The organism is Pseudomonas sp. PA1(2017) (assembly GCF_001945375.1).
Classification (GTDB): domain Bacteria; phylum Pseudomonadota; class Gammaproteobacteria; order Pseudomonadales; family Pseudomonadaceae; genus Aquipseudomonas.
The window spans coordinates 125,476-151,846 of sequence record NZ_MSXU01000010.1; the positions used below are offsets into that span (position 1 = coordinate 125,476).

Consider the following 26,371-nt stretch of genomic DNA (forward strand, 5'->3'; position numbering starts at 1 on the left):
TAGGTTTTGGTGTAGTGCAGCTAGCCACGCCATGCGCGCAGGTAGTCGCCGACCACCTGATTGAACAGCGCGCTCTGGTCGTCGTGAACGTAGTGGCTGGCGTCGTCGATCACGGTGGTCTGAATGTTCGGATTGGCGCTCTGCAGCGCCTCCAGGGTTGGCAGCGGCAGGAAATCCGAACGACCACCGCGGATGAACAGCGTCGGGCAATCCAATGCATGCACCGCCGGCCACAGGTCGGTCGGGGTGATGCTCAGACGCGCCTCGGCAATGCCTTGCTGGTCATGGCGCCAGGTGATGCCCTGCTCGGTTTCCTTCATCGAATGCGCCAGCCGCGAGGCCAAGCCCTCAGCCGACAGGCCCGGACGCGAGCGCTGCCAGAAAGCCCGCGCCTGCTCCCAGTCGGCGAAGTACAGTGGGGTTTCGCGCATCTCGCGGCGGATCCGCTCGGCGCCGTCCCCCACGCTCGACGAGCCCGGGCCGATGTCCTCGATCACCAGGGCCGACAGGCGGCCCGGATGCTGGCGGGCGTACTCCAGGGCATTGGCGCCGCCCAGGGAATGGCCGACCAGCATGAAACGGTCCAGGTGCAGGTACTCGACCAGGTCTTCGAGGTCGCGCACGTAATACTCGGTGCAGTAGGTGCGGCTGTAGGCCCAGTCACTCAGTCCGCGTCCGCGTTGGTCGAGCGCATAGCAGCAGAACGCATCCCCCAGGGACTCGGCCAGCGATTGCCAGGTCTGCGCATAGGCGCGCAGGCCGTGCAGCAGGATCACCGGCGCGGCGTCCAGCTTGCCCCACTGCAAAAAGTGCAGCGGCAGCATCGAGCGGTTGTGGAAAAAGTGACTGTTGGACATGGCGGTTCTCCGGCCGGCGAGGTTCGATCAGGTCAGCCCGTTGTCGCCCTTGATGGCGTCGGCGGTCAGGCCGCCCAGGCGTGCATGCAGGCGCCCGCGGGTGGCGAAGGCCCAGATGATGATCACTTCGTCAGGCGCCGGGCCGTCACCAAAGGAGGCCGATACGGTGTCGTAGTGCGAACGCACATAGAGGGCATCCTTGTGGGCCAGCGGAATGTCGATGGTCACACCCGGTGCGCCGCGCTTGCCGGTCGACGGCACCCATGACTTGCCGCCACCCAGGGCGACGCGAATCGGATCGGCGGCCGGGTTGGTCAGAAAGGCGTTGCCGTGCTCGTACTCACTGGCGCTGCCCACCAGGCAGGCCTTGCCATAGCTGATCACGCTGCGACCGGCGGCCAGCTCATTGATACGACGGCCGAACTCCTTGCCGAGCAGCGGCGAATCATTGATCAGCTCATCGAGGTTTTCGCTGAAGCGCCCGGCGTAGGGGTTATGGATAGCCGCGGCGATCACGTACTTGAACACCGGCTCGCCATCGGCCAGTTGGCCGGTTTCGTTGGCGTGGGTTTCTTCGGTGAAGCTGTACCACTTGCGGATGTGGTAGCTGGCGAAATTCTTGGCTTTCATCGGTATGTTCCTTGCTCAGAGGGGGTCGACGGTGAAGTTGCGGCTCGGTGCCCCGGCCGCCTTGAAACGCGCCTTGGCCAGCGCGTCGTCGTGTTCGGTTTCGAAGAAGAATTCTAGGCGGTTGCCGTCCGGGTCGTGGAAGTACAGGCCGTTGCCGATCTCGTGATCGGTGATCTTGACGATCTCCACACCCTTGCTCAGCAACATGCCGTACAGCTCGCGCAGCGTGGTCATGTCGCCGGCCACTTCCAGCCCGTAGTGCTGCAGGCCCAGCCCGCCCTGATGGGCGCCGGGCTCGGCCTTGATCAGTGCGATGTCGTGGTGCTTGCTGCCAAACGCCATCATCACCCAGGCCTCGCCGCGGGCACTTTCATGCATGCCCAGCACATCGGCGTACCACAGTGCCGAAGCGTCAGGGTCGGTGACGAATAGCGAGATATGGGTGCGCAAGATGTCGATTTTCATCGCATGGCCCTCACTTCTTGATGACGGACGTGTGCCCGGCCTTGATCTGCGCGACCGCAGGCGTCCACAGCACGTCGGCGATCTCGCTGAATTCGCGCCACTGTTTCTGCCAGCCGTTGCCGCCGTTCACCGAGGTGAATAGATGCCCGTACTTGGTGCCAGCGACGATCTGCTGCGGGTTGGCCGGGTTGAAAGCGATGGCCCAGACGCAGGAGTTGGGCTGCTGCGAAAGCGGCAGCACTTCCCAGGTGGCAGCGGCGTCACGCGAGACCAGCACTTTGCTGGTGGTGCCTGGGGTGCCGTCGGAGATGCTCAGGTAGAGGGTGTCTTCGCTGCCCACCGGCGCATTGAGCACACGCACGTAGTACAGGCCGAAGGCTTCGGCGCCGATGACTCCGGTCCAGGTCGCGCCTTCGTCGAAACTGCGGTACACGGCGTTGACGCACACCACCACGATGATCTTCTTGCCATGGTTGGGCAGCACCACGATGTTGTGAACATCGGAGTTGTAGTCCCACAGCAGGCGGTCATCGACACGGGTGAAGGTGTCGCCGCCGTCGCGGCTGTGGAACAGGCCGCCCTCTTCCAGGCCGAACCAAACCTGGTTGCGGTCGGTCGGGTCGTAGGCAAACGCCAGCAGGCGCGGCTTGCTGACGCCCTCGCAGAACTCGGGAATCTCCACCGGTACGCGGTACCAGCTGGCGCCCGCATCGAGGGTGCGCCACAGCACGGCACGCGACGGTGCGCCGGTGCCGACGAAGATGCGCTTGGCATCCTTGGGGTCGACCGCCACTTTCCACACCGTCTCGCCATTGAACGGCGAGTCGACGCGGGTCCACTTGCCGCCGGTATCGTGGCTCACGCACAGGCCGACGTCGGTGCCGGCGTAGATCACTTCCGGCGCTTGCGGGCTGACGCTCAGCGAGCGGGTGATGGCGTCGAACTCGATGTCCTGGCCGAGGCCCAGACGATGCCAGGTCTTGCCGTCGTCGGCGCTGCGGATCACCGCTTGGCCGACGGTGGCCACCAACAGGGTTCCGTTGCTCATGGTTGCCTCCTCAGATGAAGATGCCGCGGGTCAGGCCGCCATCGATACCGATGGATTCGCCGGTAACAGCGGCCGCTTTTGGGGATGCCAGGAAACCGATCAGCCAGCCCATTTCGATTGGCTGCAGGGTGCGGCGGATCGGCGTGGAGTCGATATAGGCCTGCTCGACCTGTTGCGGGGTCTTGCCCTGCTTGACGCCTTCACGCTCGTACAGCTCGTGGATGTGCGGGGTGTCGACCACGCCGGGGTGGATCAGGTTGACGGTGATGCCCGACGGGCCGAGCTGGTCGGACAGGGTCTTGGTCATGTGGGTGATGGCCAGGTTGCGCATGCCCGACAGCACCTTGCTGCCACGACCAGTGAGGCCACCGATGTTGATGATGCGACCGAAGCCGGCGGCCTTCATGTGCGGGGTCACCGCCTTGGCGCAGCGGAAGTAGCCGATCACCTTGGTGTTGAGGTCCGACAGCAGCTCGTCGTCGCCGGCGTGCTCGATGTCGTTGCGCACCACGCCGGACGGTGCAGCAGCGCCGTTGACGAGGATGTCGATACGGCCGAAGTGATCCTTGGCCTGCTGCACCATGCTCGACACGGCCTGCATGTCATTGGTGTCACAGAACAGCGGCAGCACTTCGTTGCCGGTTTGCGCAGTGATTTCCTCGGCGGCAGCGCGCAGGTATTCCATGCGGCGTGCGCAAATCACCACCTTGCAGCCTTCTTCGGAGAGAAAGCGCGCGACTTCTTTGCCGATGCCCATGCCGCCGCCGGTGACGATGGCGACGCGGTCTTTGAGTTGCAGATCCATGATGATTCCTCTTGTTATCGTGTGTTCAGGCGAGATCGACGTAGACGCTCTTGGTCTCGGTGTAGGCGTCGATCACGTTCTTGCTCATTTCCCGGCCCCAGCCGGATTGCTTGTAGCCACCGAAGGGCGAGGCCGGGTCGACCACGTTCCAACAGTTGATCCATACCGAGCCGGCCTTGAGCTGCGCCGCCAGGCGATGCGCCGAGCGCAGGTCGCGGGTCCACAGGCCGGCAGCCAGGCCGTACGGCGAGTCGTTGGCGCGCTGAGCGAGTTCGTCGACGTCGCTCCAGCTCATGACCGTGAGCACCGGGCCGAAGATTTCCTCGCGGGCCACACAGGCCTGCTCGGCGCGGTCGAAGAAAACCGTGGGTTCGATGAAGTGGCCTTGCTCCAGATGCGCCGGGCGCTTGCCGCCGCAGATCAGCTCAGCGCCGTCTTGCACGCCGCGCTCCAGGTAGCCGGTCACGGTGCCCAGCTGGCGCTCGGAAACCAGTGGCCCGAGGGTGCTGCGACTGTCCAGGCCGGAGCCGATGACGTGGGCGGCAGCGTGCTTGCGCAGTTCCTCGAGCACCTGGTCGAGCACCGACTCATGCACGTACAGGCGCGAGGCAGCGGTACACACCTGCCCCTGGTTGTAGAAAATGCCGTCGGCAGCACCCTTGGCAGCGCGCACGATGTCGGCGTCGGGCAGGATGATGTTCGGCGACTTGCCGCCCAGCTCCAGGGACACCTTCTTCATGTTGCTGGTAGCGGCCTGGGCAATCAGCCGGCCGACGTGGGTCGAGCCGGTGAAAGCGATCTTGTCGACATCGGCATGCTGGGACAGCGGCGCGCCGGTACGCGCACCGAAGCCGGTGAGCAGGTTGACCACACCGGCCGGGAAGCCCGCTTCCTCGATCAGCTGGACCAGGCGCACGGCCACCAGCGGGGTCTGCTCGGCGGGCTTGAGCACCGCGGTGCAGCCGGTAGCCAGGGCCGGGCCGAGCTTCCACACGCACATGTTCAGCGGGAAGTTCCACGGCACGATCAAGGCGCACACACCCACCGGCTCGCGCAGGGTGTAGTTGAGCATCGGCGCGCCGCTGGCCGGCGAAACCGGCAGCGTGCTGCCTTCGATCTTGGTCGGCCAGCCGGCGAAATAGCGAACGATGTTGGCAGCGGCGGTGGCCTCACCACGGGCAGAAGCGATGGTCTTGCCGTTCTCCAGGGTGATCAGTTGCGCCAGCTCTTCGCGGTGCGCGTCGATCAACTCGGCCAGGCGGAACAGCAGATAGCCGCGACGGGCCGGGGTTTCCCAGCGCCACGGGCCTTCGAAGGCGGCACGGGCGGCGGCGACGGCAGCATCGACATCGGCCTCCTCGCCCTCGGCGACTTCACACAGCACGGTGGCGGTAGCCGGGTTCTCGACGGCGAACCGCTTGCCGCTGGCCGCCTCCACCCACTGGCCGCCGATCAGCAGGCGCTTGGGCGTGGCCAGGAACTCACGGACGGCAGGTAGCAGTTGAATCTCGCTCATGGCTCACAGCTCCATTTCGATCAGGCAGGGCGCGGCGCTGGCGATGGCGCTCGCTAGGGCCTGACGCAGTTCGATATTGGTACGCACGGTGCTTGCCGGTACGCCGTAGCCTTTGGCCAGGGCCTTCCAGTCCACCCGCGGGCGATCCAGCTCGGTGAGGGCCAGGGCCTGCGGGCCGAAGTCGTTCACGCCGTAGCGGCGCAGCTCGTTCTGCAGAATCGCGTAGCGGTGGTTGGCGGCGATCAGGATGATCACCGGCAGCTGCTCACGGGCGATGCTCCACAGCGTCTGGATGGTGTACTGGGCGCTGCCGTCCGATTGCAGGCAGAACACCGTGTTGCCGCGCTCGGCCAGGGCCGCACCAAAGCCGGCCGGAATGCCCTGGCCGATGGCGCCGCCGGTATTGGTCAACACCCGGTGGCGAGCTGCGCCGGCCGACGCGGTGAAGAACGGGTAACCGCAGGTGCCGCCTTCGATGGACACGATGCAGTCGTGAGTCAGGGCCGCCGACAGCACCTTGCCGATGGACTGCGGCGACAACGCGTCTTCGGCCGGCGGCATCTCGATGCCTTGCGGCGCAGGCACATGAGCCGGCGCCTGCAGGGCGTCGGCCACCGCGCTGATCGCGCCGACCACGTCGTCACCGACTTCGGCCAGTGACAGCAGACGGTCACGCTCGGCCAGGCGCGAGGCGATGCCTTCGTAGCCGAAGTAGCTGATCGGCTCCGGCACACCGGCGCACACCACCAGGTCGTACTGGTCGAGAATCTCGATGGCCACTTCCGGGAAGTACGGCAGGCGGTCGAGATCCGGCAGGCCGCCACCGCGATGGCTGACCCGCGGAAAGGTTTCGGCGAACAGGCGCACACCCGGCAGGTGAGCCAGGCGGCCAGCGGCTTCCAGCCCCTCAGCTGTGAGGCCGCTGTCACCAACGATGAACACCAGACGCTTACCAGCCTTGAGGGCGGCTACTACCTGCTCGACCTTGTCACCGGCCAGGCGACGAACCGGCGCCTGCAGCGGCGCGAAGCGCGAGGCGCCAGCCGACACTTCATTGGCCTGCAGATCCATCGGCAGAATCAGGCTGGCAATCTGCCCGCGTGGTTGCCAGGCGGCCTGCACGGCACTCTGAAAATCCTCGCCGACGCGCTCGGCGCTACGCGAGGTTCGCACCCAACCGGATACCGCGCCGGCCAGGGCCTCGATATCGCTGGCCAGAGGTGGATCGTAGTTGACGTGCCAGGAAGCGTGATCGCCGATCACGTTGACGATCGGCGTGTTGGCGCGGCGGGCGTTGTGCAGGTTGGCAATGCCGTTGGCAAAGCCAGGGCCCAGGTGGGTCAGGGTCATGGCCGGCTTGCCGGCGATGCGTCCGTAGCCATCAGCGGCACCGGTACACACGCCCTCGAACAGCGACAGCACGGGCTTGAGTGTCAACGCGGGATGCTTCGCGATGGCAGCGACCAGGGGGATCTCGGTGGTTCCCGGGTTGGCAAAGCAGTATTCGACTCCGCTGGCGGCAGCGGCCTCGATCAGTAATTCGGCACCATTCATTCGTCTGCCCTCGCAGGCTTGCTTTGTTTTTTGAGATTTATTCCATCAAATAAAAAAACTTCCAAGCAATTTTTGTAGATTTACTCAAAATACGAGACAAATGAGATTTTTAAGCGTAATTTGACAATCAGTTATCATCCTGCGAGATTCTCTGCCCCCGCCTGCGCCAACGGCGTATGCGTGCAGGCCTCGTCAGGGCCCGCAGGTTTTGCAAACGCGAAGCGGCAAGCAGATGCCGCGCAAGGAGTGAGATGAGCAGCTTGAGCAAGACTCTGGGCGTGCTGGATCTGTTCGGCCCTGAGCAGTTGCAGGTCGACCCGGAGACCATCGCCGCGCGCATGGGGCTTTCACGTGCCACGGTGTACCGTTACGTGAAGGATCTCTGCGAGGCGGGCCTGCTGACCCGCGTTGGCGCCGGCAGCTATGGACTGGGGCCGCGGATCATCGAGCTGGACTGGATGATGCGCCAGTACGACCCGATCCTCAGCGCCGGGCGCGAGCTGATGCACGAGCTGGCCGACAAGACCGGCCTGGCGGTGTTCGCCAGCGTTTTCTACGACGGGCATATCATCAACACCTACATCACCGAATCCCACGACGCTTCGCACTTCGCCTTCGGCCGCGGCCACCCGCTGCCGCTGTTTCGCGGCGCCCAATCCAAGGTGCTGGTCGCTTCGCAGAAGGGCAAACGCCTGCAGAAGCTGCATGAAGAAATCGCCCGCGACCCCAGCAATCCGTACAGCGCCTGCAGTTGGTCGGAGTTCGCCAGGATGGCCAAGAAGATCCGCAAGGACGGCTACAGCATCACCCACGACGAGCTCAATACCGGGCACACCGGCATTGCCGCACCGATCGTCAGCGTCGATGAGAAGGAGGTAATGGGCAGTATTTCGGCGGTGGGTACCACGGCCAACTTCCGCCTGCTACGCCAGGAAACGGTGCTCGACATGCTCATCGACACCACCAGGCGCATCGCCCAGAACATTCACGCGCAGCGCTCGATACCAGCGGCGTGAAGCGGATAAGGGAAAAGGAAAACCGACTGCCCGCGAACGGGCAGTCGTGCGACCAAATGCGTGGAGCGAGTCGCCAAGAGGGTTAGGTGAACGCCGCTCGGGTGGCGCGTAGTTCACGATCTTCATGCTGGGTTTGATCTATTTGACTGCAACGTGGCGCAAGCGGCCGTTCCCCGATCCACTGTGGGAGCGCGCCATGCGCGCGAAAAAATCGCGGGCATGGACTAGGCGTCCCCGCCCGTTCCCACAGCTACTGCGCTGATGTCCGCTTCTGCCTATAGCTGCCCATAGCCATGCCTAGAAGGATCGTGAACAGTTTCTTAGAACGGCACGATGACCATCAACTGGCTGTAGACGTTGGTGCCATTGCCGCCAACCTGGCTGCCGATGCCACCGTCGTCGGAACTCTTCTTGGGCTGATAGAACCCCACCAGCGGTGCGATGGTCAGGTGCTCGCTGACCGCCCACTCGGCGTACAGATCGAGCTCACGCGCGTCGCGATTGATGGTGTCGCGGTCGTGCAGCGTGCTGAAGTCGAAGTACAGCGCGCCCAGGGTCAACCCTTGCATCGGCGTGGCCTTGAGGCCAACGTGATGAATACCGGTATTGGTGTTGAACGGGCCGGCGTAGTTGGCCGCCACCTCGCCCTGAAACCAGGTGCCGTAGCCGGTACTGAGGCCAGTGAACAGCGAATCCCAGCCGCCCGAGAAGCGCGTATAGCGGTAGGTCAGGCTGGGCGCCCAGGGCGCATCGGCGAAGGTGTAGCCAGCCTCGGCGTACCAGGCCTTTTCCACGCCGGTATCGACATCCTGCCTGGCATATTCGAAAGCGAAGTTGGCGTTCTCGATACCGGCACTGCCTTCACCGCGAACGCTGTACACGTCCATGTTGTCGCGCTGTGCCTGGATCGGATTGGCCCAGCGCTCATTGACGTCCAGGCCGTGGATCCAGGTCAGCCCCAGGGTACCGGCATCGGTGGTGTAGTCCAGGGTGCTGGCGGCCAGTTCGGTTTGCGCCTGCACGCGGTTGTCGGACTTGAGCCACAGAACCGAGCCATGCACGCCCTCCTGACCACCCAGGCGCAATACCGCGGTGCGGTCGAAGGCATGCCGCGCGGCGGCGTAATAAGCACCGCCGCGGTTGAGGCTTCCGCCGTTCGGCCCTTGAGGGCCGTTACCCAGGTTGGTGCCGTCGTCGTTGATCAGAAAGCCGCGCCCCAGCTTGACTACCTGACGGCCAGCGGAGAAATCCACGCCATCCTGACCGAGCGCGGGGAACAGGTCGCCAGAGCGCCAGCCCAGGTAGGCATCCTCGATCTTGGTGGTGCGTTCGGAGCCGTCCGAATTGCCGCCGGCATCGCCATCGCCCCAGGTCGCCGAACTGACCAGGCTGAAGGCGCCGTAGGCGGTACCCGCCCCGGCCAACCCCTGGTCGCCGCTCAGGCCGTACTTGATGAAGCCTTCGCGCCAGGTCGAGCCGCCGCTGGTGCCGTCGTAGTTCTTGCGGCTGTTCATCATGCCGAATACCGCGAGCACATCGGCGTTGAGATGGGCGTCTTCGTCGCTGTACAGCTCGACAGCACCTGCCGGCGCAGCCAGGCCGATGGCCAGGCTCAGGGCCAGGCCGCCACTGGAGAGGCGAATTGCCCGTTTGCGATGTTCCATGGTGATGCTCCTTTCACGTCCGTTTTATCGTGGTTGGCGTTGGGTCCGGGTGCATGCTTCGCTGGCTTGCCCCGGATACGGTGCCGCCTCGGAACAGCCGCCCTCACCCGCTGGCGGCCGTTTTCGATGAGTGTTCGGTCTGCTCATGACCACCCACCGGCAGCGTTACCGCGCAGTGGGATTGGCATAGAAGGGAGTGGCTTACAGCTTGTGGCTGCCGAGCCTGGCGAAGCACTCCGGCGATTTGCGACGAAGGCGCATGGCCAGCAGCACCCCACCGATCAGCGCCGCCGGAATCACCGCGCAGAGCGCATAGGAAATTGCCTTGCTGGAGCCGGTCAGCACGTCGAAGTGGATGACCGCGATGACCAGCACCACGCACAGGGCCATGCACGAGAAGGCCGGCATAACGAGGCGACGCAGCAGGCCCAGCTTCAGTTGCGGGTTGCGCTTGAAGTACATCAGCACCGCGGCCGAGGTCAGTGCCATCAGCAGCAGCAGGCACAGCGTGGCCAGGCTGGAGAACCAGGCGAACAGCTGCAGGATCGGATCGGCCTCCATCACCGCGAAGATCAGCACGACCACTGCCGCGATCAGGCTCTGCAAGGCCGATCCCATGTGCGGGCTCTGGTGGATGCGGTGGGTAAGCCCCAGTGACTTGGGCAGCAGGCCGTCACGGCCAATGGCGTAGAAGTAGCGCGCCGCAGAGTTGTGGAAAGCCAGGAGCCCTGCGTAGATGCTCACCACGAACAGCACGCGGATCACCTGGGTCAGCTCGGCGCCGACGTAGTGATCGGACAGGCCGTAGATGAAGGTGGTCGGATCGGTCAGGCTCTGCAGGGTCGGTACGATCTTGTCGGTGCCCACGCCGATGACCATCGACCAGATCGAGAGGGCGTAGAAGCAGCCGATCAGTAGCACCGACACATAGGTGGCGATGGGAATGGCCCGTTGCGGGTTCTTCGCCTCTTCGCCATAGATGGTGGTCGCCTCGAAACCGATGAACGCGGCGAAACAGAACAGCAGGCCAATCGACGGATTGCCGCTGAATACCTGTTCGGCCTTGAAGGAATCGAAATTCACTCCGCTGTCGCCACCGCTGTGCAGGATCGCGATGTCCAGCACCAGAATGGCCAGGTACTCGGCGACCACGATCAGCGACAGCACCCGCGCCGACAGGTCGATGTTGCGGTAACCGAGGATCGCCACGCTGACCATGGCCATCAGCGAATAAGACCACCACGGCAGGTCGATGGCGAACACGCTGGACATGGTGCCGGCCATCACACCGCCGAACATGCCATACAGGCCGACCTGCAGAATGTTATAGGCGAACATCGCCAACATCCCTGCCGCGCCACCGGCCAGGCCGCCCAGCCCACGCGATGAGAAGGCGTAGAAACCGCCGGCATTGGTGACGTGCCGCGCCATGGTGGTGTAGCCCACCGCGAACGACAGCAGCACCAGCAGCGCTATCACCAGCAGGGCTGGCGTGCCCGCGCCACTGCCCAGCATGATGCCGATCGGGAACCCGCCGGCCAGCACGCTCAACGGGCTTGCCGCGGAAATCACGAAGAAGATGATGAAACCGACGCTCAAGGCACCGCGCCGCAGCTCGTTCGAGCCTGCAGGCGAACTCATGGATACGCTCATTCTCTTGACCTTATTTTATGAGGCAGTTTTCAAGGGCCGGAAGAAGGCAACGCGCCCGCCTGGCCGACCGAAACGCAATTGTTATTGGCTGTCGAAAATGATCCTAGGCCCTTCCCCTGCGGTGCGTTATCCCAAATTGGCAGCCAAAAAATGCCCCATTGCCAAGATGGTTCACGGCCGTTCAGCACCGCTCCATGACATTGCCAATTCGGGATAACGCCCGCGCAAACACCGCTTCTACCATCGACCCCACACGCGACAGCAGTGATGACGCGCTCCCCCGCTGCCGGCTGAGCGACGCCCACCAGGCCAGCGTACTCGGTTCGCCGGACAACCGATTCACCAGCCACGCCCGCTGAGCCTCTCGGCTCGCTCGATCAGCACACCGGTGGCATTGGTCATTCAAGGAGCGACGCCATGAAACCTCTGATCTGCTTGTTCGTGATGCTGGTCTGCACCAGCGCCCACGCCGAACAGGTGCTGCGCTTCTTCAGTTGGCAGGACTCCTTCGACCCCGCGGTCATCGAGGACTTCCAACGCAACACCGGCATCCGCGTTGAGTACGAGAGTTTCACCACCGCCGAGCAGCTGATGCAGGCCATGCAGTCAGGCACCGCCTATGACGTGATCGTGCCCTCGCATTTCATGCTCAACGACCTGACCGGCAACGGCAAGCTGGCGAAACTCGACACCGGCCGCCTGGCCCACTACAAGCAACTCGATCCCTGGTTGTTGTCGATGCTAGCCGGCCAACCTGCGGCGAAGCAGCATGTGGTGCCTTACCTGTGGGGCTCGGTGGGCATCGTGTTGGATAAAGCCAAGGCCCAGGCCGCCTATCAAGAGCCGCTGCCCACCAGCTGGAGTCTGCTGTTCGAGCCCCAGCAGGTGGCGCGCCTGCTCACCTGCGGCGTGGGCTTACCCGACGCGCCCCAGGAAGTGACCTCGCTGCTGCTCAATTACAAGGGCCGCAACCCGGCAGTCAGCAGCCCACGGCAGATCAGCAAGGCCCTGCAGCCGTTGGCGTCGCTGATGCCCAAGCTCGCCGAACTGAACAACTGGGCATACATCGACGCCCTGGCCGCAGGCCGGCTGTGCATTGCCATGAGCTGGAGCGGCCACGCCCTGATGGCCATCGAGAAAAACCCGGCGCTCAGCTACCTGATTCCCGACGAAGGCGCGGCGATGTACATCGATACCCTGGCCATTCCCGCCAACGCGCCCAACCCGGAACTGGCCTACCGCTTCATCGACTTCATGATCACGCCGGAAAATGCCGTGCGTAATGCTCGGGCCACGCGTTTCTACGCACCGTTGCCGAGCGATTCGGCGCTCATGCAGCGCTTCGCCAACGAGCACCCGATGCAGGTGATGAACGCTACCCAGCGGCGCGGCAGCTACCTGCTGGAGTCCCTGAGCGATGCCCAAAAGGCGGCGCTCGATGGTGCCTGGCAGAAACTCAAGGCGGCTCGGCAATGACGCCAGGGCGCTACCTCGCAAGTCGACTAGTGTCTATATGACACCCCAAGCGACAGGCGGCTGCCAGGCGGCGTCATTTCGTCTACCTGTCCCTCACGAAAGAAATCTTTGCGCCGATAGAGATCAAGTACTCAACCATGCAGTACAGCACGCAGGCCTCGCTGCAATGCTGCTCAAGACAAGAGAGAGCGCCATGTTCAATTCCATGTCCATTCGACTGAAAATCGTCCTGCTCTCCGGCCTGTGCCTGCTTGGCGTGACCGCCCTGATCGTGGGCATGAACCTCTACCAGAGCGGCCAGAACAACGAGCTGACCAGCACCTCCAGCCGTCAGATGCTGACCGACAGCGTCGAGCACCTGCTCGAAGCCCGAGCCGCCGAGCAGGCCATCAAGCTGCAACGCACCTTCGGCGAAAGCCTACTGGTCATCACCGGCCTCGCCGACCAGGTGAACGATGTGCGCGCCCTGGCGGCCAGAACGGGCATGCCGGCTGGCGACCTGAGGGCGGCGATCAACCAGAGCATAAAGACCGCCTTCGAGCGCAATACCAAAGTACTGGGCATCTGGCTGGCTTTCGAGCCCAACGCTCTGGACGGTCGGGATACCGAATTCGTCGATGACAGCGCCCGCGGCTCCAACGAGACCGGTCGATTTTCCAGTGCCTGGACGCGCAGTACCCCGCAACCGATGAATATCATGATCACCGAGGGCGACATCGAAAAAACCGAGCTGAGCATCAGCGGCACGCCCTACAACAGCTGGTACACCTGCCCCCGCGAGCGTAAAGGCGCCTGCCTGCTGGAACCCTACGCCGATACGACCGAAGGCAGGCGCCTGCTGATGACTTCGCTGTCCATCCCGCTGATGGACGGCGACAAGGTGATCGCCACCCTGGGCGTCGACCTGGAACTTGCCGCACTGCAGGCGGCCGCCAGTGAAGCCCAGCGCGGCCTGTTCGACAACGCCGGCCGCGTGCTGATCGTGTCGCCAAGCGGCACTCTCGCCGCCTACAGCACCGACGATAGCCAGATCGGCAAGAACATCGGCGAAGCCCAGGGTGACGAAGGCAAGAAGATTCTCGCCGCAGTGGGCAACCAGGCGTCCAGTGTGTTGAGCCAGGGCAACTTCATCTATGCCATTCACCCGGTCAGCCCCATCGCCGATGCCAAGCCCTGGGGCGTATCCATCGGCCTGCCAGAGGAAGTGCTGCTGGCCGACGCGGTAAAGCTGCAGAACCTCCTGGACCAGGCCCAGACCAGCGGCACCTTCAAGGCGCTAGCAATGGCACTGGCTGCCTGCCTGATCGGGCTGGTGCTGATCTGGCTGACCGCCTCCGGCGTCACCCGGCCGATCAACGAAGTGGCGCACATGCTCGAAGACATCGCCAGCGGTGAAGGCGACCTGACCCAGCGCCTGCGCTACGACAAGCGCGACGAACTGGGCGAACTGGCGAGCTGGTTCAACCGTTTCCTCGACAAGCTCCAGCCGACCATCGCACAGATCAAGCAGAGCATCACCGAGGCACGCGGCACGGCCGATCAGTCCTCGCATATCGCCAGCCAGACCAGTGAAGGCATGCAGATCCAGTTCCGCGAAGTCGACCAGGTGGCCACGGCCTCCAACCAGATGAGCGCCACCGCCCAGGAGGTCGCCAGCAGCGCCTCCAACGCCGCCGAAGCCGCCCGCGGTGCTGACGAATCAGCGCAGCAGAGCAAGAGCATCATCGAGCGCAGCAGCCAGGATATTCGCCTGCTGGCCGACGAGGTCAGCAAGGCGGTCAACGAAGTCGAAGCCCTGGCCCTCAACAGCGAACAGATCGGCTCGGTGCTCGAGGTGATCCGCAGCATCGCCGAACAGACCAACCTGCTGGCCCTCAACGCCGCCATCGAAGCGGCCCGTGCCGGCGACAGCGGCCGCGGCTTCGCGGTGGTGGCGGACGAGGTGCGCAACCTGGCCCGGCGTACCCAGGACTCGGTCGAGGAAATCCGCCTGGTCATCGAACGCATCCAGGGCGCCACCCGCGGCGTGGTGACCACCATGCACGCCAGCCAGCAGCACGCGCAGACCAACGTCGAGCAGATCCAGCATGCCGCCCAGGCGCTGGGGCGCATCAGCGACGCGGTGTCGGTGATCAGCGACATGAACCTGCAGATCGCCAGCGCCGCCGAGCAGCAGAGCGCCGTGGCCGAAGAGGTCAACCGCAACGTCGCCGCCATCCGCACCGTGACCGAAACCCTGACCGAACAAGCCACCGAGTCGGCAAAGGTCAGCAATCAGCTCAACAGCCTGGCCAACCAGCAGATGAAGCTGATGGATCAGTTCAAGGTGTGAGTGCTCGTACGCCCTTGGCAGAGCCCGACAGACCAACACCAAAGCGCCTGGGCATTAGTGCCCAGGCGCTTTTTCTGCATTCGGGCTGTTGCCCCTCAGCGCTGCCCCTGCCTGATCGTGGTGCCGCCGGCTGACTGGATGTTGACCTTGGTGGCTTCACGGCTGCTGCCCACCTCGAGCTCCAGCCCCGACGCCCCGATCGGCCCATCCTCGTCCCCGCCAGCATCCTCTGCCGGTTTGTTCGCAGCACCTTTGGAGGCCCCCTCGCTAGCTGGCTTGGCAGGCTCCGAGCTGCTGCTACCGCTGACCGAGGTTTCCGCCCGAACGGCGAAGTTCGACGAGGTGCTGACGGCCTCCTGCAGATTGACCTTACCCCCGGCACTGATGTCGGTCTGCGCCCCTGACTCGATCTGCGTTCCCACCAGCGTGGTATTACCGCCACTGCGGATGCTCACGCCCTGCCCGCCACTGATACTGCCAACCCGCGCGGTAGAACTCGATGCCGTGCCGTAGCCGACACCGAGCCCCAGCTCACCTTCGTTTTCCTTGCCACCGGTGTCGGTCTTGCTCGACGACGCGCTAACGCCGACGGAAAGGTCGAGGGACGAGCTGTTGGCGGTGTCACGCGCCTCGTTGAACGTCACGTTGCCGCCGGAATCGATGCTGGTCTTTCCGCCAGCCGACAGTTCGGTGCCGGTGAACGTGGCATCGCCGCGGGTGCGGATGGTCAGGTTGCCTCCGGTCTGGATGCTGCCGGTGCGCGCGGTCGAAGCGCTCTCGGAACTCTTGGCCATGTCATAGCCCGCGTCGAGACTGGCGTCGTTTCCGGCGATGGCGACCTTGGCCTCGACATTGATGTCGTGGCTGCTGCCCTTGGCGCTGGAGGTGTCCTTCGCCGCCTGGTAATCGAGCGAACCGGCGTCGATGGTGGTGTCGCCACCCGACTCGAACTGGGTACCGACCAGCGTCGTCTGCTCCTTCGACGTCGAGCTGATGTCGCCACCGGCCTTGAAGCGGCTGGTGACCGCCGTGCTCTGCTGCTCGCTCTCGCTGGAAATGGAGCCCTGATAGGACGCCTTGACCCCAACCCCGGCGCTGGCCTCGGCGCCACCGCTGGCACTGGCATTGGCTTCCGCGCCGGCGTAAACGCCAACGCGGGCATCGTGGCTCTGCGCATCGCTGCTCGACCAGCTGGAATCTGAAACCGCCTCGTCGCGGATCACTCGCGCCGACTGGGTAATGTTGCCAGCCGCCTCCACCTGGGTACCCTGATCGACGATGGTGTCCTGCGCCTGGCGGGTGAAGTTGCCGCCAGACTTGAAGCTGTTGGTCACCTGGGTGATCGAGCCTTCGCTGTTTTTCTCCGACTCGTAGGCATAGCGAAGACCTGCACTGGCCTCGGCCGAGGCACTGGCTGACGCATCGCCCTGACCTTGGGAATTGCCATTGGCGCTGGCCTCGGCCGACGCGCCGGTGCCCAGGTAAACGCCTGCCGTGTGGGTCTCGGCCGAGCTGCTGGAGCGGCTGACATCTTGGGCCGCGACATTCCTGATGTCCTTGGCCTGGATGTTCATGTCGCCACCGGACTCGACGCTGGCCCCCTGGAAGGTCGCGGTGTCCTTGGCGGTCACGCTCATGTTGCCGCCGGATTTGAGGGTCGAGGACGAGTTGGTCAGGCTGTAGCTGGACTCTTGCGAATGCTCGTGGCGCACCCCGGCCGTCGTGGTCGACCCGGCATCCGCACCGGCTTGCGCCTGGCCGCTGGCCACGCCGCCACCGCTCACACCCGCCGAGGCCGACGCGCCCGCCTTGGCTTCGGCATCGTTGTAGATACCGACGGAGGTCGTGTTGGTTTCGCTCTCGCGCCATTCCTCGTTACGCCCGGTCAGTACCTGAACATCCTTGGCATCGATGGCCAGATCACCGCCGGACTCGACGTTCGAGCCCTGCACGGTAACCGTACCGTCGCTCTTCATGCCCAGGCTGCCGCCGACCTTCAGGTTCGAGGCAACGCTGGTGTTCTTGCCCTCGTTGGTGGTGGTGACGCTGGTTTCCGCCAGCTTGAGGTTGGCCGACGCCTTGGCGCTGGCCTCTGCAGAAGCCTCCGACTGCAGGCCGACAGCACTGGCCTGGGCCTTGGCCTCGGCGCCGCTGGAGCTGTCCACCTTGAGGAAGGTAGTGGTCTCGACACGCGTGCTGGTGCGCTTCTCGTCCAGGCCATCGAGAATGGCGATGCCCTCCTTGCCCTCCAGGTTTGCGTCACCGCCGATGTTGGCATCCGAGCCCTGCAGAACGATGGCCCTGTCCGACTTGACGTTGGCATTGCCGCCGACATTCAGGGTCGAGCCTTTGTTGGTGCCGGTGAAGTCGTTCACCGTGGTTTTCTGGCTGCCGTAGAGACCGCCACCAACACCGACACCCGATGTGCTGGTTTGGGTTTCCACGGTCTCCTTGTCCTGCCGGGCCACGACATTGAAGCTGCCGCCAGTCTGCGCATCGAGGTTGCCGCCGATATCGGCGTTACTGCCGGCGAGGGTGGTATCACCACCACTCTTGAGCGTCAGGTTGCCGCCAGTGGACAGATTCGAGCCGAGGTTCTTCTCGGTGCTGACCGACGTGCGTGTGCTGCTGCCGCCCAGGAAGCCGCCGCGTTCGGTGTAGCTGGTAGCCGTATTCTTGTCGACGATGGTGTCGAAGGTCACATCGCCGCCTGCAGCGATGGAGGCGTCGCCACCTGCCTTGACGTCGGCACCGAGCACGGTCACGTCCTTGGCCGCATCCAGACTCAGGTTGTTGTTCGACTCGATGGTGCCGGTCTTGCCGATAGCCGTCGTATAGGTCGTGCCATCGCCCTGCCCGACCGCCAGGGTTTCGTTGCGGATGCTGCCCTCGGTCGAGGTCAGGCTGACGTTGCCACCTTTGATGGTGCCACTGGTGTTGGTGATGTCACCGGTGGTCTTCACGCTCAGCGAATCACGCCCTTCGATGGTGCCGCCGGTGTTCTTCAGACCGCCGCCGGCGATATCCAGATTGTCCGCGGCGATCACCGCACCGCTGGCGATGGCGGCAACGGTGGAGGCTGCCAGGTAGACCCGAGGCACGAGCACTTTCTGCCCCTGGACCTCGGTTTCTTCCATCCAGACGATATCCTGGGTCAGGTTCGCCGCCTGTTCGGGAGTCAATGGCTTGCCAAACTGCAGGCCTTGCCTCTGACCTTCACCATAGGCCTGATCCATCAAGCGCTGCATCTGGTCGACCTCATTGGCGTAGCCATTGATGACGTTGCTGCCGGTCTTCTGGATCAATTGCTGACGAATCAGGTAGGCCTCGTAATTGGCGTCACCCAGGCGCTTTTGCACGTCGTCCGGGTTGAAGCCATAACGCTTGGCCAGATAGTCCGAACCAACGAAGTTTGAGCCGACCCCATAATTGGGGTTGGTCTCGACCAGATATTTGGTATTCGGATTCTTGCTGGTGACGAAGTCGCCATTGGGGTTGGTCGGTAAATTGATGGTCGATGTACCACCAGCCGGGCCGTTGGCCGAGCCAGTGACCAGCGTGGTCTGGGCCACCCGCGCCTGGTCGTCTGGCCACGGTGAGCCATCGTTGACCAGGGTGCCTGTGCCAATGATGCTCATGTTGGTGGCAAAGATGCCGGCGCCGCTGCGCCCGATAACGCTGGCATCGCGAAAAACGCCGCCCTGTATAGCCATTTCCCTGGCCTCGTCGCCCAGTACCGAAGGAAAGCCGCCTCCCGAGAGGTGCCGGGTTTTGGTCCAGCCGGCGCCCGGGCTCCACTCGTCCCAGTTGTAGTCGTCGTCATCCGGGCTATTGGCCAGGTCATCATCACGGCCCGAACAATTGGCAGGCGCACCGTTATAGCAGTAGACAGTGGAATCCGTGCGCGCCCAGGCGATGAAGTCGTCATCACCGCTCGACTCGTCATCGATACGAATCCAGCGCAGGGTTTTCTCGTAGTGGTAAAGCGCCAACTCCTGGTTGGTAAAGGTGCCGGTACCCGTGATCTCGACATTGGGTGCGGATATCACGCCAACCCGGTTCACGCCGCTGGAACCATAGTCGAGCGTCAGTTTGCTGCCGGCACCGTAGGCTATGATCTGCGCTTTCTGCAGGTTCTGCAGCTCACTCAGCGTCAGGCCCACCAACTGCTCGTCGAAGCTGTATTTCTCGTCGTAGAGCCAGGCGTTCATGCCGCTGTCGAACGAACCTTCGTTGGCGATCTTGTCCTCGCTGATAACACCGCCGTAAGAAACCGCGCCGTCGCGCTTGGTCAAGGTGCCGCCACTCCACAGCGTCTCGTTGACGAACGACTGGGTGGTCTTGATATAGGCATCGCCGAAGCTGACGATAGCGCCGTTGTTGACGAGACGGGCACTCCGGATATCGAGCTTGTTGGCTGCGCTCAGCGTACCGCTGGCGTAGTTGCTCAACTGACCACCAGCCTGCAGATTCAGGTGTTCGGCGGCATACAGAGCGCCGTGGTTGTCGATGTTGGTGTTGGCTTTCAGGCTCAACTCATTGAGCGAGGACATACCCGCAGTGCTGCTGTTGCCGATCGAAGCGGCATCGACTGCTAACGAGCCATTGGCATGCAAGAGGTTGCTGTTGCTTAGCGTCGTGCCGGCGTTGACCTTGCCGCCGGCCGAGCCACTGACCTTGCCGGCGTTGTCGATCGAGCGAGCCGCCTTCAGCTCGTAGTCGCCCGTACTCTTGATGGTGGTAGCGCTGCCAACGGACAACGCAGCGGCCGAATCCAGTTTCAGAGCGCCCGTGCTCTGTAAGTTGGCATCCGTCAGCTTGAGGTCGCCACTGGTGGTGCGCAGCGTCAGGGCTTTGCTCGCTGCCTGGCCATCGGCGCCGCTGTAGAGGTTGCCGGTGTTGGTCACCGTCAGGCTGCCAGCCTGCACCGACAGGTCGTTGCCCGCCCCCCAGGTAGTTCCCGCCAGGGTGGTTGCCGCTTGGGTCTGAATCCTGGTGTCACGCCCGGCATAGCGCTTCTTGCCGGTGCTGCTGGTATCACTCAGGGTGGCAGCGGTCACGTTGAGGTCACGGTTCGCGGTCAAGGTCGCCTCATCGAGCCTGGTCGCGCCGCTGCTGGCGCTCAGCGCCAGGTCACGCTTGGCACTCAACTGGGTATTCGCACCTTCGACGACGATGGCGTCGCCGCTGGTCGAACTGCTCAGAGCCAGATCACGCTCGGCACTGAGGCGGGTGTTGATCTCGATCTTGCCTGAGGCGCTGAGCGTGAAGTCATCCCCAGTCGCCGCCGCTTCGCCGCGCATGCGTACGCCAACGCCGCCCTCGGTCGCGAGAATCTTGATGCGGTTGGCGTACATGCCGCCCAGTGCCGTGGAGTCGATAGCATACAGCGGCGTGTCACCGCTGGGCGCGCGCGCCGTGGTCTCGCGGTTGGCGTAGCCATAGTCGTTGGCGCCGGCCACCAGCGCGACATCCTGGCCGTTGAGCTGGCCATCGATCTTCACCGAACGCGCCACCAGATCGAGCACCTTCTGGTTCTTGGCGTCGATGCCGTTGCCTTCCACCAGGATGTCACCCTGGTTGACGGTGAAGCCGGCTACCCGGCCGTCGGCACCGATGGTCGGTACGCCCGTGGTCAGCGTGGCGCGGTCACTGTTGATGAAGCCGCATCCCGAACAGATGATGCCGTAGGGGTTGGCGACGATCACGTCGGCCTTGCCGCCTACCACCTCGGTGTAGCCGCGTAGCGAGGAGCGGTTGGGCGCCACCACTTCGTTGAGGATTACCCGGGCCTCGTTGGTCAGGTTGACGTTGGGCACGATCTGCCCGCCCAGCTGCGACTGCAACGCACCGGCGCGAGTCAGCGCCGAGTTGTTGTTGAGGATCTGCCCGCTGGGGTCGACGTTGTACTGGATGTAGCGGTTGTGCGAGACGCCGGCACCGTTGGCGGTGGCGATATCGATCACCTGCACGCCGTTGGGAGCATTGAATACCGCAGTATTGCCGCTGGCCACTTCGACCCCGGCCGCCCAGGCCGTGTTGGCGGCCAGTGCAGCGCAGATCGGCGTCAGCCAGAAGAGCCCCGGGCGGCTGCCGACCGCGAGCGCCCCTCGGCCACCTTGCCTGCCACGCGCACTTATGTGCTCGGAAACGACGACGAAGGCACGGCGGGAAAAGCTCCAGATGATCCGGAATACATGGTTCATGGTGGTTCCCTCAGATGGCCAGGCTGATGTTGAAGAAGGTCGAATCGCCGCGGGCGTCGTCATCCATGAAGCCCGGCGAGCTAAGCGGATGCGAATGCAGCAGGTCGAGGCTGAGCGGGCCGAGGTAGACGCCGAGGCCGACCGAGACGCTGCTCAGTTCACCCTCTGGCACGTCCGCCACACGGTTCCAGACCCGGCCGTAATCGGCGCCCAGATAAGGCCGCAGGGTCAGCGTCTGCGCACCCAGCAGGGCAACAGGCTTCAACCAGCTCAGGTCGTTGCGCAGGTAATGGCCGTGGTCGCCGCTGAGCGGGGTCTCGGCAAAGCCGCGTACGGTGAAGGGGCTGCCGATGGACATCTGCTCGGAGCCATAGAGGGTGTCCAGCGCATGCTGGCCATAGAAGGCGCTGTTCAGCGACAGGTTTTCGCCAGCGACCTGAAACGGCCGGTAGAAGCTCACGCCGTACTTCAGCTTGGTGAACTGCGCGCGCGGCGCCCAGTCCGGCAGATTGTCGGCATCCTCGAGAGCATGGAACCAGGTCAGACCCCGTGCGACACCGGCATCCAGGGTCAGGGCGCCGCCCAGCACCCGGGTGGTGAAGGACGAGTCGAGGTCGAGCACGGTCAGGCTGCGGCTGCTGACTTCCAGCAGGATGCCTTCCAGATAGTTCTCGTTCTTTTTCTTGGTCAGGCTACCGGACAGCGTCCACATCGAGTCCTGCCCGCGCCAGGCGACATGATCCAGGCGGGCCGAGTAGTTCTTGGAATTACCGTAGGTTTCCAGCTCGGCGCCGCTGGGCGCATCGAGGATGCTAGCGTACTCGGAGGTCGACGCACCGAGGCTCAAGGTGCTGTAGCCGAACGGCACCACATACGACAGGTTGCTCAGGTAGGACGAATGGCGCCCTGTGTCATAGGGCTGGGAGCGCCGGTGGGTAAAGCTGACGAAATCGTTGAGGCCGAACGGGTTGTCCAGCGCCAGGTTGGCGCCCAGCTGGTTCTGCCCGGTAGCCTTCTGGCCGTAATTGTCGTAGGTGGCGCCCAGGTGCAGACGACGCGAGGGCGCATTGCGAAAGGTCACCACGCTGTCGCCGGGCGCCTGACCGGGCGCGATGTCCATGGTGGCGCTGTTCGAGCGCAGGCGGTTGATCTGATCCAGGGCCTGTTCAAGATCACGCAGATCCAGCGGGCGATCGAGCATGCCGGGGGTCAGGTTGGGCAACCACAGCGAGCTCTGTCCGCCATCCTCGACCACGATGCTCTTCAGGCGGCCCTCCTCCACCTGGATCAGCAGCGTGCCCTGGCTCAGATCCTGCGCTGGCAGGTAGGCTCGCGCCGCCACGTAGCCCTTGTCGATGTAGGCATTGGTCAAGGCGCCGAGAATGCGCTCGATTTCCGCTACGCCCAGGCACTGCCCCTGATAGGGCGCCAACAAATCATCCAACTGGCCCTGGCGCAGCAGCGTGACACCAGAAACGCTGATGCTGTGAATCTGCCGGCAGTTCGTCGACACCCGTTCGGATAAAGGGCGTGGTGCCACTTGCAGACGTGTCGGCGGCGCATCGGAGCGGACGTCCTCCTGACGCTGGCGCTCGATCAACTCACGCTGCTGGCTTTGCAATTGCTCGGCCTGGCGGGCCGCTGCCTCGATGTCACCGGGTGTCTGGGCATGGCTCAGGCCCGAGGCGGTGCCCAACATGAGCAGTACGACGGCATGGGAGAGGTGGCTGTGCGGGCGGCTCGCGCGACGCTGCGCAGGGGCGGTTGAACGCATAGTTGATCGCTCGATGGAGATGAGGGCAGAGGTTGGTCCGAGCCACGCAAGCGTGGCGGCTCACCGTCTTTTTCTGGCTATATCGGTGAGCGCGGCCCGGCGCCTTGGCAGGCACGCGGAGCCGCTACCGAATGATAGCCATATGACATCCCACTAAAACTGACAAAAGCTGACATCTAGCGAAGCCGCCCCGCCCTGAGGCGCGACGCGTTCAGGGCAAGGAACTGGCGATGAAGCAAGGTTCAAGGCTCGCTGAAGGAGCGATGCATGCCATCGGTGAGAGGGCCGGCAACGTAGTCGAACAGCGAACGCTCGCCGGTGAGGATGGCGACGCTCACCGGTACGCCGGGTAGCAGTGGATAGCGCGTGCCGGCGTGCTCGAAGGCGTCCTGCGCAGGGCGGATACGCACGCGGAAATACGGTACGCGCTGCTCGTCGAGCACCGAGTCCGGGCTAATGTCGATCACTTCGCCATCGATCGGCTGGAAGCCGCGGGCGATCGACGATACCAGTTGGATACGGGCTGGCTGCCCCGGGGTGACCATGCCGATGTCGCCGACCGGCAGGCGCGTCTCGATCATCAGCGGCTCGTCCGCCGGTACCAGGGTCATCAGCGTGCCACCGGGCTGGATCACGCCGCCTTCGGTGACCACCTGCAGAGTCATCACCACGCCTTCGATAGGTGAGCGCACCACCTGGCGATCGCGGCTGTCGGAGAACTTCGTCAGGCGTTCTTGCAGTTCGGTGATCTGCCGGCGTACTTCGGCGAGCTCCTTCTGCAGCTCCTCGTTACCGCCCGAGTCCAGGCTGGTGAGCGCAGCCTGCTCCTGCTTCAGCCCGGCGTATACGCGGCCCAGGGAAGCCTCGGTTTCCTGCAGGGTGCCGCGCAATTGCTGTTCGTCCTTGAGCAGTTCCAGGTGCTCGTAACGATTGGCCAGGCCTTCGGTCATCAGTTTCTGGCTGATGGCGATCTGTTCGCGCAGCAACTTGAGCTTGGAACTGACGTGACCGACGCGCGCCTTGAGCTCCTTTTCCTCGGCACGGCGCTGCTGGATTTTCTGCTGCTGCTCCTCGGAACGGCTGTCCAGGCGGCTCTTCTGGGCGATGAACAGATCCCGGTTGACCTTGACCTGCTCGGGAAAGTCACGAGCCAGGGCCTCCGGCACCGTCATGTCGGCGGCGCCGGCCAACTGCGCTTCCAGGCGCAAGGCGCGGATACGCAGCGCGGCCAACAGGGCCTCGGTCTCGCGACCTTCGGACAGCATGGCGACGCGCTCGATTTCCGCCAGCGGCTCCCCAGCGGTAACGCGCTGTCCTTCGCGCACCAGGATGCGCCGCACGATGCCGCCTTCCAGGTGCTGCACCAGCTTGGTCTGCCCCAGCGACGTCACCTCACCGGTCGAGTGGCTGGCGATGTCCAGCGGGAAGAAAAGCGACCACAGCAACATGGCGCCGAGCATCAGCGCCAGCAGGCGAATGGTCAGGCGGCTGCCCAGCAGCTCGTCACCGGGCAGCGCCGGGTCGGTCTTGCCGGGCAGGAAGAAACCGGCGAAACGGCTCAGCAGTGGGTGGTTCTCGAAGGTGCCGAGTACCCGGTCACCCAGGCGCCCCAGGCGGCTCGGTGCGTCATTGATCGACATATCGTGCTCAGCCATGGTCGGCACCTCCCTGGGCAGGTTCGCGCGGCCCGTCACGCAACACGCGTGGTACCGGTTTGTGATTGAGGTCGATCACCGTATCGGCAGCGCCGAGAATGAAGCCTTCGTTACTCATCACCACCAGCGTACGGCCTTCGCGTACCAGGCGGCTGAGCAAGGCAGCGATGGCCTTGCAGCCCTCCGCATCGACTCCCTCGGTGGGGTCGTCCAGCACCACCAGTTGGCCACCGCCGATGACGGCGCGCGCCAGCGCCAGGCGTCGGCGGATCCCCAATGGGATGCTGCCACCGCCATTGCGCACGGTCAGCCCCAGGCCTTCAGCACCGCCCTCGACGAAGCTGCCCACCGCCAGTTCACGACACACCTCCAAAACCCGTGCATCGGTCGTTTCCGGCGCCAGCACACAGAGATTCTCGCGCAGGGTGCCGTCGAAGAACTGCGGCTCCTGCGGCAGATAGGCGACCTGCCGGCGCCACCATTGCGGGTCGGCCTGACGCAAGTCCATGCCGTCGACCAGCAGATGCCCGCGGCTGGGCTCCAGCAGCCCGACCAACAGGCGCGACAAGGTGGTTTTGCCACTGCCGTTGGCACCCGTGAAGGCCAGCACCTTGCCAGCCTCTAGCTGGTAATCGAAATGCTCCAGTACCGGCACGGCCTGCTTGGGGTAACCAAAGGCCAGGTCTTCGAAACGCAGGCTGCCGCGGGTCTGCCCCAGGCGCACGCCTTCGCCGCGCTCGCGAGGGATGGCGCACAACTGGCGGGCCAGTTCCAGCGCACGCTGGCCTCGGCCGATCTGCTCGCCCAGACCGAGGGCACGGGTCAGGGCCGCCAGGGCCCGGCTGGCGAGGATGTTGCAGCCGATCAGCGAACCGATGTCGAGGTTACCGGCCAGCACTTCGCGGGCGCCCAGGCCCATGATCACCATGCTGAGAATCAGCGTGCCGGCATAGCTGGCGTTCTGCATGGTGTTCTGCAGGCGATTGAGCTGGGCACGCTGTTCGGCCTGCTCGTCGGCGCAGGCCCGCCACTTTTCCTTCAACACATCGGCTGCGGAAAACGCCCGTACCATTTCCCCACCGGCGGTGAGGTTGTGCTGGTAGCCGGCCATCTGCATGGCGATGCGGCTCTGCGCCTCCATCGGTTCACGCAGGCGGCGTTGGGCCAACAACGACACCAGCGTCACACCGGCCATCACCAGCAGGGCCATACAGGCCAGGAACGGGCTGAGCATGCCCAGCACCACGACGAACACGAAGGCGAACGGCGTGTCCAGCAGGGTCACCAGGTTGGGCGCGCCAAAGCACTGCTGCACGGTGCTCTGCCCGGAAAGGATTTCCCGCCGAGCAGTATGCGGCAGTTGCTCGACCAGGGCGTACTGGCCACGCACGGCACCTTCGAACAGCGTCTCGCCCAGTTCGGTATCTGCCCGCGCGCACAGCCACTGGGCCAGGCGTAAACGCGCGTTGCGCAGCAAGACCTCGAAGCCCACCGCCATGACGGCGCCGATGGTCAGGGTCACCAGGGTCGCATCCACACCCAGCGCCAGGTAGCGGTTGAGCACATGGATGCTGTACAGCGAGCTGGCCAGGCCAAGCAGGTTGATCAACAGCGAGGACAGCCACAGTTCCAGGCGTAACCTGGGTTGCAGGGCGATGCGGCGGAGAAACTCGTTCATCGTGACACTCGGGAAAAGCTCCCTGCGCACGACCGCGCAGGG

The 26,371-nt window shown here is 64.1% G+C and carries 15 protein-coding genes and 2 pseudogenes; 4 read left to right on the forward strand and 13 right to left on the reverse strand.

From position 1 onward, the window contains the following. Positions 1–20: 20 nt before the first annotated feature. From BVH01_RS15125 to BVH01_RS15155, 7 genes are read right to left on the reverse strand one after another with little or no spacing between them, the layout of a single operon-like run. Positions 21–857 (reverse strand): alpha/beta fold hydrolase, encoded by an 837-nt coding sequence (locus BVH01_RS15125; RefSeq protein ID WP_075931144.1) that lies wholly within the window; start codon positions 855–857, stop codon positions 21–23. Between the two features lie 27 nt (positions 858–884). After that, positions 885–1,487, reverse strand: coding sequence for an amino acid synthesis family protein (locus BVH01_RS15130; protein ID WP_075931145.1), 603 nt, complete (start codon positions 1,485–1,487; stop codon positions 885–887). A gap of 15 nt (positions 1,488–1,502) precedes the next feature. Further along, positions 1,503–1,952, reverse strand: a complete 450-nt coding sequence (locus tag BVH01_RS15135) for a VOC family protein (RefSeq protein ID WP_027906094.1) — start codon at positions 1,950–1,952, stop codon at positions 1,503–1,505. Between the two features lie 10 nt (positions 1,953–1,962). Further along, positions 1,963–3,000, reverse strand: coding sequence for a glycosyl hydrolase (locus tag BVH01_RS15140; RefSeq protein ID WP_075931146.1), 1,038 nt, complete (start codon positions 2,998–3,000; stop codon positions 1,963–1,965). Positions 3,001–3,010: 10 nt separating this feature from the next. Then, on the reverse strand, positions 3,011–3,805 hold the full coding sequence (locus BVH01_RS15145; protein ID WP_075931147.1) for an SDR family NAD(P)-dependent oxidoreductase: 795 nt from the start codon (positions 3,803–3,805) through the stop codon (positions 3,011–3,013). A 25-nt stretch (positions 3,806–3,830) separates the two neighbouring features. Further along, complete coding sequence (locus tag BVH01_RS15150) at positions 3,831–5,321, reverse strand: aldehyde dehydrogenase family protein (protein WP_075931148.1); 1,491 nt, start codon at positions 5,319–5,321, stop codon at positions 3,831–3,833. Between the two features lie 3 nt (positions 5,322–5,324). After that, a complete protein-coding gene (locus tag BVH01_RS15155) occupies positions 5,325–6,875 on the reverse strand; it encodes an acetolactate synthase large subunit (protein ID WP_075931149.1) in 1,551 nt (516 codons plus the stop codon). Between the two features lie 251 nt (positions 6,876–7,126). Here BVH01_RS15155 and BVH01_RS15160 point away from each other — a divergent pair, with 251 nt between their 5' ends. Then, positions 7,127–7,891, forward strand: coding sequence for an IclR family transcriptional regulator (locus BVH01_RS15160; RefSeq protein ID WP_075931150.1), 765 nt, complete (start codon positions 7,127–7,129; stop codon positions 7,889–7,891). A gap of 320 nt (positions 7,892–8,211) precedes the next feature. On the opposite strand, the gene BVH01_RS15165 is transcribed toward BVH01_RS15160, so the two are convergent. Both BVH01_RS15165 and BVH01_RS15170 read right to left on the reverse strand, forming a co-directional pair. Beyond that, positions 8,212–9,555: a hypothetical protein gene (locus BVH01_RS15165; RefSeq protein WP_075931151.1), complete on the reverse strand. Its 1,344-nt coding sequence runs from the start codon at positions 9,553–9,555 to the stop codon at positions 8,212–8,214. Positions 9,556–9,756: 201 nt separating this feature from the next. Further along, complete coding sequence (locus BVH01_RS15170) at positions 9,757–11,208, reverse strand: APC family permease (protein WP_075931152.1); 1,452 nt, start codon at positions 11,206–11,208, stop codon at positions 9,757–9,759. A gap of 417 nt (positions 11,209–11,625) precedes the next feature. On the opposite strand from BVH01_RS15170, the gene BVH01_RS15175 reads away from it, so the two are divergent. From BVH01_RS15175 to BVH01_RS25250, 3 genes and pseudogenes are all read left to right on the forward strand, one after another. Beyond that, on the forward strand, positions 11,626–12,684 hold the full coding sequence (locus tag BVH01_RS15175; RefSeq protein WP_075931153.1) for an extracellular solute-binding protein: 1,059 nt from the start codon (positions 11,626–11,628) through the stop codon (positions 12,682–12,684). Between the two features lie 484 nt (positions 12,685–13,168). Continuing rightward, positions 13,169–14,110: pseudogene (locus BVH01_RS25245) on the forward strand (chemotaxis protein); the annotation flags it as partial. A gap of 390 nt (positions 14,111–14,500) precedes the next feature. Continuing rightward, positions 14,501–15,016 (forward strand): annotated as a pseudogene (locus BVH01_RS25250) (methyl-accepting chemotaxis protein); the annotation flags it as partial. Between the two features lie 95 nt (positions 15,017–15,111). Here the strand turns inward: BVH01_RS25250 and BVH01_RS15185 are convergent. The 4 genes from BVH01_RS15185 to BVH01_RS15200 form a co-directional block, all read right to left on the reverse strand. Beyond that, entirely contained in the window at positions 15,112–21,222 is a 6,111-nt protein-coding gene (locus BVH01_RS15185; protein WP_075931155.1) for a hemagglutinin repeat-containing protein, read from the reverse strand. Positions 21,223–21,232: 10 nt separating this feature from the next. Next, the gene (locus tag BVH01_RS15190; RefSeq protein ID WP_075931156.1) at positions 21,233–22,996 is read right to left on the reverse strand and encodes a ShlB/FhaC/HecB family hemolysin secretion/activation protein; all 1,764 of its coding nucleotides are present in this window, start codon (positions 22,994–22,996) and stop codon (positions 21,233–21,235) included. A 242-nt stretch (positions 22,997–23,238) separates the two neighbouring features. Further along, positions 23,239–24,651, reverse strand: coding sequence for an HlyD family type I secretion periplasmic adaptor subunit (locus BVH01_RS15195; protein ID WP_083659491.1), 1,413 nt, complete (start codon positions 24,649–24,651; stop codon positions 23,239–23,241). Further along, positions 24,644–26,329 (reverse strand): ATP-binding cassette domain-containing protein, encoded by a 1,686-nt coding sequence (locus BVH01_RS15200; protein ID WP_075931157.1) that lies wholly within the window; start codon positions 26,327–26,329, stop codon positions 24,644–24,646. Before BVH01_RS15200 ends, BVH01_RS15195 begins: the two co-directional genes overlap by 8 nt. Between the last annotated feature and the right edge of the window lie 42 nt (positions 26,330–26,371).